The organism is Streptomyces sp. SID14478 (assembly GCF_010548525.1).
In the GTDB taxonomy this organism is placed as follows: Bacteria; Actinomycetota; Actinomycetes; order Streptomycetales; family Streptomycetaceae; genus Streptomyces.
The window spans coordinates 1-12,773 of sequence record NZ_JAAGMG010000674.1; the positions used below are offsets into that span (position 1 = coordinate 1).

Consider the following 12,773-nt stretch of genomic DNA (forward strand, 5'->3'; position numbering starts at 1 on the left):
TTCGTTGCCCGCGGCGGCGACGACCACGACGCCCGCGTCGACGGCGGCGCTGGCGGCGAGGCCCAGCGGGTCGGTGCCGTCGCCGGGACCGCCGATGCTGAGGTTGAGGACGTCGGCGCGGTGCGGATTGGCCGGGTCGATCGCGGCCTCGATGCCCGCGATGATCGTGGACGTCTCGCCGTAGCCGTCGGCGTCCATCACCTTGTAGGCGAGGAGTTGGGCGTCGGGGGCCGCGCCGGTCACGCCGCCGGGCGCCGCGGCCTTCGCGGCGACGATGCCGGCGACGTGGGTGCCGTGGGCGTTGTCGTCCATGGGGTCGTCGTCGTCGTTGACGAAGTCGTGCCCGGCGACGACCTTGTGGCCCTCGCCGAGACCGCCGCCCAGGTCCGGGTGCGTGTAGTCGACGCCGGAGTCGATGACGGCGACGGTGACGCCCTTGCCGGTGGCCTTCCCGCCGCCGGGCGCCGGGCGCTTCCACACCTCGGGCAGGCCGACGAGTTCGTGCGCGTCGGTGGCCTGGATCTTCATCCGGGTGTCGGGGACGACGGCCTTCACGCCGGGCAGCGCGCGCAGCCCCGCCACCTCGTCCCCGTCGACGGTCATGGCCACCGCGTTGAGGACAAGTCCCAGGCGGCGTACGGACGTCGGGGCCGCGCCGGCCTCCTTCGCGGCGTCGACCACCGCGTCCTGCTTCTCGTCGATGGCGGCGCGCGCCGTGCGGACGTCGGCGGTGCGCGCGTCGGCGGCCGCCCCCTTCGGTGCCTGCAGGGCGGTGGCCCCGTCGAGTTCGACGATGACGCGGGTGCGTGCGGGCGCACCGGCCGCCTGGGCGGCGGGTGCCGCACCGAGCATGCCGCCGAGCACGGCGGCGGTCAGCGCGGCGTGCAGGGGTCTTCGGACGCCGAGGCGTGTGTGTCGTATGTGAGTGCCCATGCAGGCAGTTGGTATCCGGCGGCGGGCCCCGCGCACAACGAATCGCCCTGGCCCATTGCTGCCCCTGGCACACATGGGCCAGGATCCCGGCATGAAAGATCAGCTCGCCGCCGTCGGTGTCGACCCCTTCGACGAGGCCGTCTACCGTGCCCTGCTCGCCACTCAGGCCGCCTCCCCCGGCCAGCTCGCGGAGGAACTGGCGTGCTCCGCGGACCGGGTGGGCCGCGCCCTGACACGGCTGCACGACCTCGGCCTGGTCGGCCGGCTGTCGGGGGCCCGGCGCCGGTACGCGGCGATCGACCCCGAGCACGCCGTGGACGCGCTGGTCCGGGTCCGGGCGGCCGAGTTGGACCGCGTCAGGTCCTCGGCTGCCGAGTTGTCGCGGCTGTTCTCCGCGGGCCGGCACGGCGGCGGCGAGGAGGTCGAGATCGTGCACGGCAGCGAGGCGCTCGGCCGCTGGTTCGTGCGCCTGCAGCAGGAGGCCCGGCACCAGGTGCGCACCCTCGACCGGCCGCCGTACGCGCTGACCACGGAGAACCCGGTGGAGGAGACCGCGCTCGCCGAGGGCGTCTCCTATCGCGCGGTCTACGCACCCGAGGCGCTGGAGTGGCCCGGCGTCCTCGACGACATCCGCCGTCTGGTGCACCACGGGGAACAGGCGAGGGTGCTGCCCGGGCTGCGGGTGAAGCTGGCGATCGCCGACGACCGGATCGCCCTGTTGCCGCTCTCCCTCGATCTGTCCGACGTACGCGCCGCGGTGCTGCGTCCCTCCGCGCTGCTCGACGCGCTCGTCGACCACTGGGACCTGTGCTGGCGCGCCGCCGAGCCGCTGGACGCACCTGCCGAGGGGCCGCTCGACGCGGACGACCGGCTGATGCTGTCGCTGCTGGTCAGTGGGCTCAAGGACGAGGCGATAGCCCGTCAGCTCGGCTGGTCGGTACGGACGATGCGCCGCCGCATGAGCCGGCTGCACGAACTCCTCGGCGCGGACAACCGCTTCCAGGCCGGGGTGATCGCGCAGCGGCGCGGGTGGATCTGAGCCGGACCGCGCGGGCCAGGATTGATCAAAGCTTTGCCGTTGGCCGGATCGCACTGGTCGCCCGAGGCAACTTCTGCCAAGTACCCCGCCTCGCAAGGGATTTGCGAAGGGGATCATTCCGGTCGACCGGTCCCCCCGCGGCCGAAACCCTCCGGACGGACCCCCCGCCGCGTTACGGGCACATTGACCGGGGCCGCCGCCATGACACACGCTCGATACATAGATGCCGTGTACAACAGATTCGGCACCGACGGCAGCCGCGCCTGCGTATCCGCAGGTCCTGCGGCCGCATCGGGCTGTTCACGGCGGTTCGGGAAGCAGGAGGAAGCGTATGTGTGGCATCACCGGCTGGGTCTCCTTCGACCGTGACCTGCGGGCCTCGGCCGAGACATTGAATGCAATGACGCAGACGATGGAGTGCCGCGGCCCCGACGACCGCGGCACCTGGATCGAGGGTCCTGCCGCGCTCGGGCACCGCAGGCTCGCCATCATCGACCTGCCGGGCGGCCGGCAGCCCATGACCGTGACGACACCGAGCGGCACGGTCGCGCTCGTGTACTCGGGCGAGACGTACAACTACACCGAACTGAGGGCCGAACTCGCTGCTCGTGGCCACGAGTTCAGGACCGACTCGGACACCGAGGTGGTGCTGCGCGGCTACCTCGAGTGGGGCGAGGAACTGCCCGAGCGGCTGAACGGCATGTACGCGTTCGCCGTGTGGGACGGGCGCCGCGACAAGCTGCTCATGATCCGCGACCGGATGGGCATCAAGCCCTTCTACTTCTACGAGACCGCGGACGGCGTGCTGTTCGGCTCCGAGCCCAAGGCGATCCTCGCCAACCCGCTCGCCAGGGGCCGGGTCACGCTCGACGGGCTGCGCGAACTGTTCACGTTCGTGAAGACTCCGGGGCACGCCGTGTGGGACGGGATGCACGAGGTCGAGCCCGGCACGATCGTCACCGTCGACCGCTCCGGCCTGCGCAGCCGCGCGTACTGGACGCTCGAGACGCGGGCCCACACCGACGACCGGGACACGACGATCGCCACGGTGCGCGAGCTGCTCGACGACATCGTGCGCCGCCAGCTCGTCTCCGACGTGCCGCGCTGCACGTTGCTGTCGGGCGGGCTCGACTCGTCGGCGATGACGGCGATCGCGGCCCGGCAGCTGGGCCGGCAGGGCGAGACCGTGCGCAGTTTCGCGGTCGACTTCATGGGCCAGGCGGAGAACTTCGTCGCCGACGAACTGCGCGGCACGCCCGACACCCCGTTCGTGCACGACGTGGCGAACGCGTCCGGCACCGACCACCGCGACATCGTGCTCGACTCGCACGCGCTGGCCGACCCGGAGGTGCGGGCCAAGGTGATCCGCGCCCGGGACATCCCGGCGGGCTTCGGCGACATGGACGCGTCGCTGTACCTCCTGTTCCGCGCCATCCGTGAGCACTCCACGGTCGCGCTGTCCGGTGAGTCCGCGGACGAGGTGTTCGGCGGCTACCTTCAGTTCTTCGACGAGGAGGCCCGCAACGCGGACACGTTCCCCTGGCTGGTGCGGATGGGCCGGCACTTCGGTGACGACGCGGACGTGCTCCGCACCGACCTCGGCAAGCGGCTCGACCTGGAGGGCTACGTCGCCGACAGCTACACGAAGGCCGTCCGCGGCATCCAACGCCTCGACGGGGAGAGCGACTTCGAGTACCGGATGCGGCGCATCTGCCACCTCCACCTGACCCGGTTCGTGCGGGTGCTGCTCGACCGCAAGGACCGGGCGAGCATGGCGGTGGGCCTGGAGGTGCGGGTGCCGTTCTGCGACCACCGGCTCGTGGAGTACGTGTACAACACTCCCTGGGCGCTGAAGTCGTTCGACGGCCGCGAGAAGAGCCTGCTGCGCGAGGCGACCGCCGACGTGCTGCCGCAGTCGGTGTACGACCGGGTCAAGAGCCCGTACCCCTCCACGCAGGACCCCAAGTACGCGGTCGCTCTCCAGGACCACGCGAAGGACCTGCTCACCCGCCCCTCGCACCGCGTCTTCGACCTGGTCGACCGCGACCGCGTGGCCCGCGCCGCGCACCGCGAGGCACCCCAGATCACCCAGGCCTCGCGCCGCGGCCTGGAGCGGACGCTGGACCTGGCCCTGTGGCTGGACCTCTACAACCCGGAGCTGGTCCTGGAGTAACATCCCCGCAGCATCGCGTGCCGGTCACCGTCCGGGTGAGGCATGGAGGTGCCGGAGTTGCCTTCTGGAGGCAATCCATCGTGGCCGTACAGCTCAACCACACCATCGTGCACGCCCGGGACAACCGGGAATCCGCCGAATTCCTCGCACACGTCCTGGGGCTCGACGTCGGGGCCGAATGGGGCCCGTTCGTCGCTCTCGACCTCAGCAACGGCGTGACCCTGGACTTCGCGTCCGTTCCCGCCGAGTCGATCGCGACCCAGCACTACGCCTTCCTCGTCACCGAGGAGGAGTTCGACGGCATCTTCCAGCGCATCCAGGACGCCGGTATCACGTACTTCGCCGATCCGCACGGCAAGCAGCCGGGCGAGATCAACCACAACGACGGCGGTCGTGGCGTGTACTTCATGGATCCGGCGCACCACGGCATGGAAGTCATCACCCGCCCCTACGGGGGCGGCGACAGCTGAGGCACCAGGCGGGCGGGAAGTGCCATCCGGCACTTCCCGTCCGCCTGTCAGCGGAAGCTCGTCACATGCAGTACGAGGAAGACCGTTCCCACGACCAGCGCCGAGGCCCCCAGTGCGCCCAGGGCCAAGGCCGTTCGCCGCGCCGGGCGGCAGACCAGTTCGGCGTCCTCCTGGCGGACGGTCCCCGAACAGGGAAGCGCCGCGAGACCATAAGTCACCAGACCGGCCGTGCCGAGCGTCAGGCCGAGTCCGAGCCACGTCACACCCGCGGACATAAAGGACATACGTCTGATTCTGCGGCCGGTTCGGCAATCGCGCTATCTGACGCTCACGCTCCGCACAGGGACCTCATGCGCGCAGCCGCTCGTCGATCCGCTCGCGCATCGACGTCATCGTGAACCCCTTCGGGTCGATCTTGCCGGGCTGCCACTCACTGTGGCCGATGACCGAGCGCGCGTTCCAGCCGTGGTGGCGGCAGAGCGCGGCGGCGGCCCGCTCGATGGTGTCGAGCTGGGCGGCGGGCCAGGGGTCCTTGCCGTCGCCGAGGTTCTCGCACTCGAAGCCGTAGAAGTGCCGGTTGCCGTCGACCGCGGCCTGCTGCTTGGCCGGCAGGGCGGCCTCGGCGACCACGGCCGCGAGCACGTCCGGGTCGCCGAGGCCCGCGTGGTTGGCGCGACCGTAGCCGACGAGGTGGGCCACGCCGTCCTTGGCGATGACGGCGTGGCACAGGGGCCCGGGCAGCCCCTCGTACCCGTCGCGGCACAGGCGCACCGTCGCGTCGGTGCCGCTGGTGACGGTGTGGTGGATCATCACGCCGTGCGCCGGACCCCAGGCGCCCTTGTGATTGCGGTGGTGCGTGCGCCAGGGGCCGCACTCGGTCACCGGCACGCCCTCGGCGCGCAGGGCGGCGGCGAACTCGTCCGCGCTCATCGGCTCTGCCATGTCATGGGACCTTAGGGAGAAACTGGCGAAACCGCAGGTCGGGAGCGTCTTTGGGGGCATGGGGCAGAGTGCGCCACATGCGGAAGGCGGGCACCGCCGGTACAACGGAAGCATGAGCAACGGCACCTGGAGCATGCCCGTCGACAAGGGTCGCGTCAGCGCCAAGTACCGCCAGCCCGGCGGCTGGGCGGCCGGTTTCCACACCGGCGTCGACTTCGCGGTACCGACCGGCACTCCCGTCAAGAGCGTCGGCCCCGGCACGGTCGTGACGGCCGGCAACCAAGGCGCGTACGGCAACGCGGTCATCGTGAAGATGAACGACGGCCGCTTCACCCTGTACGCGCACCTGAACTCGCTCGACGTGAAGACCGGGCAGTCCGTCACCGGCGGCCAGCGCCTCGGGCTGTCCGGCGCGACCGGCAACGTGACCGGCCCTCATCTGCACTTCGAGGCCCGCACCCGCAACGAGTACAACGCGCACACCGACCCGCTCGCCTACCTCTCCGGGCACGGCGTCGGCAAGGCGGGCGCGAAGAAGGCCGCTGCCAAGAAGACGGCCGTCAAGAAGACCGCCGCGCCCCGCAAGACCTCGGCCCCGGCGTCGTACACCGTGCGCGCCGGGGACACGCTGGGGGCGATCGCGCAGTCGAAGCTGGGCAGCGCGGGCCGCTACGGCGAGATCGCGAAGCTCAACGGGATCGCGAACCCGAACCTGATCAAGGTCGGCCAGAAGCTCAGGATTCCGGCCAAGTAGATGCCGCTCACCAAGGATCAGCGCGAGGAGTTCCTGGCCGGCGTCCACCCCGCCTGCGTGGCGGTGGACGCCCGCAACGGCCGCGGCCCGCTCAACGTGCCCATCTGGTACGCGTACCGGCCCGGCGGGGCCTTCCTCGCGGTGACCGGGTACGACAGTCGCAAGGCCCGTCTGCTGGCGGCCGCGGGACGCTGCACGTTCCTGGTGCAGCGTGTCGAGCCGACGTACCGGTACGTGTCGGCGGAGGGGCCGGTGGCGCTGCGCACGGCGACGGCCGACGACCTGCGCGAGGTCGCCGGCCGCTATCTGGCGCCGGAGGTGCTGTCCGCGTACGTGGAGAACTCGCTGCGCCGCTCGGGACCCGAGGGCCTGACCCTCGTCCAGTTGCATCCGGAGCACTGGCTGAGCGCGGACCTCGGGGCGAGCTGAGATCAGCCGCCGTACACGTCCTCCACGTAGCGGCCTTCGGCGACGAGCGCGGTCAGCCACCGGTCGGCATCCGACGCGTCGGATGCCGGGACGTGGGCGCGGTAGAGGTCGCGGAAGGCGGCGCGGACCCCCGGCGCCATCCGCGCCCCGTCTCCGCACACGTAGACGCGGGCTCCGTCCCCGATCAGGGCCCACAGCTCGGCGGCCTCGGCCGCGACGCGGTGCTGCACGAAGGCGTGGCCGTCGACGGGGGCGTCGCTGAACACCGGCCGCAGGGAGATCGTGCCGGCGGTGTCGGCGGCGCGCAGTTCGTCGGCGTGCAGGAGGTCCTTGTCCGGGTGGTCGCAGCCGAAGTAGACGAGGGCGGGCGGGAGTTCGGCGTGCCGCTCGGCGATCGCGGCGCGGAACGGGGCGAGTCCGGTGCCCGCCGCGATCATGATGACCGGCTCGGGTGCGTCGGGGCGGATGCGAAAGGCGTCGCGGCACGGCTGGATCCGGCCGAGGACCGTGTCCCCGGGGCGCAGCCCGGCCAGGTGGGTCGAGCCGGTGCCGCGGTAGCGGCCGTTGCCGGACGCGGCGGGCGCGTCGAGGACGGACACCATCAGGTCGACGTGGCCGGGCCGGCGGGCCGGGCTGGACGACACCGAGTAGTGGCGCGGCCTCAACGGCGGGAGCAGGTCGAGGAGTCGGGTCCAGTCCAGGGCGCCGCGCAGTGCCGGATGGTCCTCGACCAGTTCGAGCAGGGTGCGCGGATCGTCGGCGGACAGCGACGTGAGCGCCGCGGCCTCCGGCGGGCAGGGGTTCGCGGCGGCGAGCAGCGCGACCTGGTCCGGCGTCGGCCGGTGCTGCAGTTCGACGTGCTCGGCGAGGAGTTCGCGCACGGTGACGGGCCGGTCGACGGCGAGGGTGTCGCGGCGCGGGCGGTCGGTGCGGATGTCGAGCACGGTGTCCGGGTCGAGGCCGAGGGCGCGTACGGCGCGGTCGACGAGGGCGGGCTCGTGCACGGGCAGCACGGTGAGGTGGTCACCGCTGCGGTACGTGGTCCCGGCAGGCAGCGCGAGGCGCAGGAACCGCTTCGTGCGCGGGTGGTCCGCGGCCGTCAGGTCGTACGCCTCGGTGACGGTCAGCGGGGCGAGTCCGTGCCGGGCGGCGGCGAGGTCGCGGGCGCCGCCGGTGATCTCGCGGATCTCGTACGTGGCGGTGGGCGCGGGCGGGACGTCGGTGGCGTCGGGGTCGCCGTACCGCTCCAGGAGCGCGGCGCGCAAGCCGGCGGTGAAGGTGCGCACGGCGCCGTTCAGGTCGCCGGAGGCGTCGGCGGCGGCGCGCGGGCACAGCCGCTCCGAGCCGAGGGCGGCGAGGCGGTCGTCGAGGCGGGTGGGGACGTGCTGGTAGGTGGCGGCCCAGTTGCGGTCGCCGATCCCGAGCACGGCGTGCAGCACGCCGTCGAGGGAACCGGCGGACGCGCGGTCCAGCGCCGCCGCGAACTCCCGTGCGTCGTCGGTCGGTTGTCCGTTGTAGGAAGCGGCGACGACGATGACGGGCCGGTCGGTGGGCAGGTTCCCGGCGTGGGTGTCGAGCGGGGCGACGTCGCTGTCACAGCCGAGGGCGGCCGCCTCGTCGGCGAGCTGGGCGGCCAGGTTCCGGCAGGTGCCGTAGTTGCTGCCGTGCAGGAACAGCGCGCGGGTTCCGGGCCGGACGCGCACGGGCAACTCGTCGCTGTCGACGTCCTGTTCGGGCGTCGCGGTGCGGCCGGGAAGGGCTCCGTGGCGGCGGTCGGCCGGGGTGCGCGGGGCGAGGGTGAGGGTGAAGCCGTCCGGTTTCATGGTGAGGGTCTCCTTCACCGTGAGCCGGTAGTCGGTGTGGTCGCGCAGCCGGTAGCGGTGCACCAGCATCGCGAGCAGCATGGTGGCCTCGTGGAGCGCGAACTGCCTCCCGATACAGGCGCGTTCACCGGTTCCGAAGGGCTTGAACGCGTGTGGGGAGCGCGCCGCCTCCGCCTCGGGCGTGAAGCGGTTCGGGTCGAAGCGCTCGGGGTTGTCGCCCCAGACCGGCTGCCGGTGCAGCATCGGCGCGAGGACGCTGACGCCCTGCCCTGCGCGCACGGGGATCCGGCCGCCGAGCAGGGTGTCCTCGCGGGCCTCGCGGCTGAACGCGGCCGCGGTGGGCCACAGGCGCAGTGCCTCGTTCAGGACCTGGCGCGTGTAGGTGAGGCGGCCGACCTCGTCGAAGTCCGGTGCGGGGTCGGCGTCGTCGCCCCACAGCGCGTCCACCTCGCGGCGGACGAGGTCGAGGACCGCCGGGTTCTTCGCCAGGTAGTACAGGGCGAAGGACATCGCGCCGGACGTCGTCTCGTGCCCCGCGATCAGGAACGTGATGACCTGGTTGCGGATGTTGGCGGTGTCCAACGTGCCGCCGTCCCTGGGGTGTTCGGCGCTCAGCATCAGGCCGAGCAGGTCGTCCGCGGCCCGCTCTCCGCCGCGCACCCGGGCGGTGACGACCTCGTCGACGACCTGCGCGAGATGGTCGGCGTCGGCACGGAACGCGGCGTCGGCCGCCGCGTGGTCGCCGCCCGGGGTGCGGCCCAGGCGCTTCATGCTCCACTCCAGGCAGCGCACCATCGACTCGACGAAGGGGTGCGGCGCGGCGCTCGCGAACGACCCGAAGTCGTAGCCGAATCCGGCCAGTCCGATGGTGTCGAGCGTCATCCGGGTCATGTCGCCGGGGACGTCGACGGGGTGGCCGTCGTGTGCGGCGCGGTCCCAGCTGTCGATCAGGCGGCGGGCCACGCGGTACATGACCGGGTGATAGGTGCGCATCGAGCCGAGGGCGAAGGCGGGCATCAGGATGTCGTGGGCGCGCGCCCAGTTCGGTTCGTCGTTGTACGCGGTGAACAGACCGTCGGCGGCGAACGCCCGCACGTTCTCCAGGGCCGGGCCGATGTGCTTGGCGAAGCGGGACTCGTCGGCGAGTTCGGTGACGAGGTCGAGGTCGGCGACGAAGAGGGCATCGCGGCCGTGCAGGCGTCGCACCAGGGCCGGGCCGTGCTCACGCATGAGACCCATGACCTGCTGCAGCGGGGCCGGGCCCGGCCCGGTGGCGGAGATGTCGACGAGCGGAACGCCGTCGGTGGCGGGCGGCGGGAGCAGTGCGGGGTGCGCCATGGTGCGGCAACTGCCTTTCGCGGGTGGGGGGAATCGGCGCTTCCAGCTTGGTCCCGCTCCCCCGCCGGCCGGTACCAGCGCACTACATGATTGTGTAGTGGCGGACGGTGCGGCGGACTTGTGGCCCGATGCCCTCGTGGCCGGGGCCTTGGGGACGGCCGCCAGGCGTGGCGTGCCGACGGGAGGGTGCGAAGCGGTGGACGCGGTGGTGTGGCGCAATCGCGCGATGGTCCTGTTCGACCGCATCCCGATGCCGGTCGCCGTGTGCGATCCGTACGGGACCGTGCGCATCGCCAACGCGGCGCTCGCCGCCGCGTGGGCCACCACACCGGGCCGGCTCAAGGGCCGGGACCTGCTGGAGCTGTACGTGCCGCGCGACAGCACGCAGGTCGACCGGATCGTGGAGGCGCTCAAGCTGCGGCGCCGCTCGCGCTACACGGTCGCGGTGACCTGGCAGGGCACCGACGGGACGGAACGCACCGGCGAGTTGACGGTCGACCCGGTGAGCGAGACGCCGCAGGCGCTGCCCGATCTGCTGGTGATGGTGCGGGCCTCGGGCGAGGCCGCGCCGCACCCTGCGCCGGCCCCCGCCCCGCTGCACCCGCAGGAGGAGCGGATCCTCGCGCTGCTCGCGGCGGGCGCGACGACGGCGCGGGCGGCGCGCGAGACGGGCCTGACGACCGACGGCGTCACCTATCACCTGCGGCGCCTGTCGCAGCGGTGGGGCGCGGCGAACCGCACCGAACTGGTCGCCCGCGCCTACGCGCTGGGGGTGCTCCAACCCGGGGTGTGGCCGCCTCAGGTCCGGTCGTCGAGACCCGGAACCGGTGCGCCTGAGGGGAAGCCGGCCGCGAGGTAGGCGTCGTACAGCTCCTTCCACGGCGCGCTCGCCCCGGCATGCGGCCCGGCCACGGGCTCGCCGCGATCCGCCGCGTCCAGGGCGCCCAGACAGACCTCCCACCCCGCGGCGTTGCGTGCGGCCGTGTCGGCGCTCTCCAGGACGTCGGTCAGGGTGAGGCGGGTGCCGCCGCCGTCGACCGGGGTGAGGTCGAGGTGGAGCTCGTCGCCGCCCCAGGAGAACGAGAGGTGGCGCGGGGCGTCCGCGGCGAGGACGGTGCCGGTGGACTCCGGCATGTTCGGGTCGCCGGAGAAGCGGATCGTGGCGCCGGGGACCAGCTCTTCGGCCTCGAACGCGGAGGGGAACCAGCGCTTCAGTTCCGCGAAGTCGCTCACGTACGCCCACACGCGTGTGATCGGCCGGGCGTAGGTCCTGGTCAGGCGGACGGCCGGCCGGCCGTCGTCCCGGGTGAGGTAGGTGCCGGAGGTGGTGGTCGTCATGCCTGCGCCTTCCGTGGTCCGTGCGGTGTCGCCGTGGTGGATGGGTGTTCCGAGCCTCTCACCGGGCACTGACAGCCGCCCGCGGCGCGGTGGTGCGCGGCGCCCTTTGCGGGCAGGCTCGAAGCCGTCCGACGCACCTGGACCCGCCCTGGGAGGCAGACCCGTGAACGGCAACGACGCGTACGGCAAGAAGGGCTTCAAGCGATCCCGCAGTCACTTCGCCGACCGGATCACGGCCGACGGCAGGGACGGCTGGCCGGTGGAGGCCGGCCGCTACCGCCTCGCCGTCAGCCTGGCCTGCCCGTGGGCGAGCCGCGCGCTGGTGGTGCGACGGCTGCTCGGGCTGGAGGAGGCGCTGTCCCTCGCGGTCGCCGACCCGATCCAGGACGACCGCAGCTGGCGGTTCACGCTGGACCCCGACGGCCGCGACCCGGTCCTCGGCATCCGTTACCTCAGCGAGGCGTACGACGCCCGCGAGAGCGGATATCCGGGCGGTGTCAGCGTGCCCGCGGTCATCGACGTGCCGTCCGGGAAGCTCGTCACGAACGACTTCCAGCAGCTCACCCTCGACCTGGAGACCGAGTGGACGGCGCTGCACAGGCCGGGCGCACCGGACCTGTACCCGCAGCCGCTGCGCGACGAGATCGACGCGGTGATGGAGGACGTCTACCGGGACGTGAACAACGGTGTGTACCGTGCCGGGTTCGCGACGGAGCAGAGCGCGTACGAGGACGCGTACCGGGACGTGTTCGCCCGGCTGGACGCGGTGTCGCAACGCCTGGCGGGGCAGCGCTATCTCGTCGGGGACACGATCACGGAAGCGGACGTGCGGCTGTTCACGACGCTCGTGCGCTTCGACGCCGTCTACCACGGCCACTTCAAGTGCAACCGCAACAAGCTCACCGAGGACCCGGTGCTGTGGGCGTACGCCCGGGATCTGTTCCAGACCCCGGGCTTCGGCGACACCGTCGACTTCGACCACATCAAGCGGCACTACTACCAGGTGCACACCGGCATCAACCCGACGGGCATCGTGCCGCTGGGCCCCGACCTGTCCGGCTGGGACGCCCCGCACGGGCGGGAGCGGCTCGGCGGGCGCCCGTTCGGCGACGGGACGCCGCCCGCGCCTCGGTAGGGTCGGTCCGTACTTCCCGCCCGGTCACGGAGTCGCTCATGCCCCGCCCTTACGTGCTGCTGTCCGCCGCCGTCTCGCTCGACGGCTGCCTCGACGACACCGGGCCCGCACGGCTGCTGCTGTCAGGGCCGGAGGACTTCGCGCAGGTGGACGCGGTGCGGGCGGACAGCGACGCGATCCTCGTCGGGGCGGGGACGCTGCGTTCGGACCGGCCCCGGCTGCTGGTCAACTCCGCGCGGCGGCGGGCGGAGCGGGTCGCGGCCGGGCGCCCCGCGTATCCGCTGAAGGTGGCGGTCAGCGGCTCCGCCGACCTGGATCCCGGCGACCCGTTCTGGACGACCGGCGGCGAGCGGCTGCTGTACACGACGGACGAGGGCGCACGGCTCGCGCGCACGCGTC

13 protein-coding genes are annotated in these 12,773 nt (G+C 72.5%); 8 read left to right on the forward strand and 5 right to left on the reverse strand.

The window, feature by feature from the left end; all coding sequences use genetic code 11:
- The coding region (locus tag G3I40_RS22340; protein WP_164303915.1) for a S8 family serine peptidase at positions 1–933 on the reverse strand (933 nt) is incomplete at its 3' end.
- 91 nt (positions 934–1,024) lie between these two features.
- Here G3I40_RS22340 and G3I40_RS22345 point away from each other — a divergent pair.
- The 3 genes from G3I40_RS22345 to G3I40_RS22355 all read left to right on the forward strand — a co-directional run bounded on the left by G3I40_RS22345 (position 1,025) and on the right by G3I40_RS22355 (position 4,615).
- Complete coding sequence (locus G3I40_RS22345) at positions 1,025–1,972, forward strand: helix-turn-helix domain-containing protein (protein WP_239091886.1); 948 nt, start codon at positions 1,025–1,027, stop codon at positions 1,970–1,972.
- A gap of 331 nt (positions 1,973–2,303) precedes the next feature.
- Positions 2,304–4,145, forward strand: a complete 1,842-nt coding sequence (asnB, locus tag G3I40_RS22350; protein ID WP_164303917.1) for an asparagine synthase (glutamine-hydrolyzing) — start codon at positions 2,304–2,306, stop codon at positions 4,143–4,145.
- An 80-nt stretch (positions 4,146–4,225) separates the two neighbouring features.
- The gene (locus G3I40_RS22355) at positions 4,226–4,615 is read left to right on the forward strand and encodes a VOC family protein (protein WP_164303918.1); all 390 of its coding nucleotides are present in this window, start codon (positions 4,226–4,228) and stop codon (positions 4,613–4,615) included.
- Positions 4,616–4,662: 47 nt separating this feature from the next.
- Here G3I40_RS22355 and G3I40_RS22360 read toward each other — a convergent pair whose 3' ends face one another.
- Together G3I40_RS22360 and G3I40_RS22365 are read right to left on the reverse strand one after the other, a co-directional pair.
- Positions 4,663–4,899: a hypothetical protein gene (locus tag G3I40_RS22360; protein WP_164303919.1), complete on the reverse strand. Its 237-nt coding sequence runs from the start codon at positions 4,897–4,899 to the stop codon at positions 4,663–4,665.
- Positions 4,900–4,963: 64 nt separating this feature from the next.
- Positions 4,964–5,545 carry an N-acetylmuramoyl-L-alanine amidase gene (locus G3I40_RS22365; RefSeq protein ID WP_164303924.1) on the reverse strand — a complete coding sequence of 194 codons (582 nt, stop codon included), beginning with the start codon at positions 5,543–5,545 and terminating at the stop codon, positions 4,964–4,966.
- Positions 5,546–5,669: 124 nt separating this feature from the next.
- Here G3I40_RS22365 and G3I40_RS48165 point away from each other — a divergent pair, with 124 nt between their 5' ends.
- Both G3I40_RS48165 and G3I40_RS22375 read left to right on the forward strand, forming a co-directional pair.
- Positions 5,670–6,311 carry a peptidoglycan DD-metalloendopeptidase family protein gene (locus tag G3I40_RS48165; protein WP_343244997.1) on the forward strand — a complete coding sequence of 214 codons (642 nt, stop codon included), beginning with the start codon at positions 5,670–5,672 and terminating at the stop codon, positions 6,309–6,311.
- A complete protein-coding gene (locus tag G3I40_RS22375; RefSeq protein WP_164303921.1) occupies positions 6,312–6,740 on the forward strand; it encodes a pyridoxamine 5'-phosphate oxidase family protein in 429 nt (142 codons plus the stop codon).
- A 2-nt stretch (positions 6,741–6,742) separates the two neighbouring features.
- On the opposite strand, the gene G3I40_RS22380 is transcribed toward G3I40_RS22375, so the two are convergent.
- Complete coding sequence (locus G3I40_RS22380; protein WP_164303922.1) at positions 6,743–9,901, reverse strand: cytochrome P450; 3,159 nt, start codon at positions 9,899–9,901, stop codon at positions 6,743–6,745.
- A 226-nt stretch (positions 9,902–10,127) separates the two neighbouring features.
- Here G3I40_RS22380 and G3I40_RS22385 point away from each other — a divergent pair, with 226 nt between their 5' ends.
- Entirely contained in the window at positions 10,128–10,760 is a 633-nt protein-coding gene (locus tag G3I40_RS22385; protein WP_164303925.1) for a PAS domain-containing protein, read from the forward strand.
- Here G3I40_RS22385 and G3I40_RS22390 read toward each other — a convergent pair.
- Positions 10,700–11,239 (reverse strand): SRPBCC family protein, encoded by a 540-nt coding sequence (locus tag G3I40_RS22390; protein ID WP_164303923.1) that lies wholly within the window; start codon positions 11,237–11,239, stop codon positions 10,700–10,702. The two genes, G3I40_RS22385 and G3I40_RS22390, sit on opposite strands and share 61 nt — an antisense overlap.
- A gap of 163 nt (positions 11,240–11,402) precedes the next feature.
- On the opposite strand from G3I40_RS22390, the gene G3I40_RS22395 reads away from it, so the two are divergent.
- Positions 11,403–12,374, forward strand: a complete 972-nt coding sequence (locus G3I40_RS22395) for a glutathione S-transferase C-terminal domain-containing protein (RefSeq protein WP_343244998.1) — start codon at positions 11,403–11,405, stop codon at positions 12,372–12,374.
- A gap of 38 nt (positions 12,375–12,412) precedes the next feature.
- Positions 12,413–12,773: dihydrofolate reductase family protein (locus tag G3I40_RS22400; RefSeq protein WP_203644604.1), on the forward strand; the 361-nt coding region annotated here is incomplete at its 3' end.

Coding starts and splice junctions, on each gene's coding strand:
- G3I40_RS22345 (WP_239091886.1), top strand. CDS start 1,025: ATGAAAGATCAGCTCGCCGCCGTCGGTGTCGACCCCTTCGACGAGGCC.
- G3I40_RS22380 (WP_164303922.1), bottom strand. CDS start 9,901: ATGGCGCACCCCGCACTGCTCCCGCCGCCCGCCACCGACGGCGTTCCG.
- G3I40_RS22360 (WP_164303919.1), bottom strand. CDS start 4,899: ATGTCCTTTATGTCCGCGGGTGTGACGTGGCTCGGACTCGGCCTGACG.
- asnB (WP_164303917.1), top strand. CDS start 2,304: ATGTGTGGCATCACCGGCTGGGTCTCCTTCGACCGTGACCTGCGGGCC.
- G3I40_RS22385 (WP_164303925.1), top strand. CDS start 10,128: ATGGTCCTGTTCGACCGCATCCCGATGCCGGTCGCCGTGTGCGATCCG.
- G3I40_RS22390 (WP_164303923.1), bottom strand. CDS start 11,239: ATGACGACCACCACCTCCGGCACCTACCTCACCCGGGACGACGGCCGG.
- G3I40_RS22365 (WP_164303924.1), bottom strand. CDS start 5,545: ATGAGCGCGGACGAGTTCGCCGCCGCCCTGCGCGCCGAGGGCGTGCCG.
- G3I40_RS22375 (WP_164303921.1), top strand. CDS start 6,312: ATGCCGCTCACCAAGGATCAGCGCGAGGAGTTCCTGGCCGGCGTCCAC.
- G3I40_RS48165 (WP_343244997.1), top strand. CDS start 5,670: ATGAGCAACGGCACCTGGAGCATGCCCGTCGACAAGGGTCGCGTCAGC.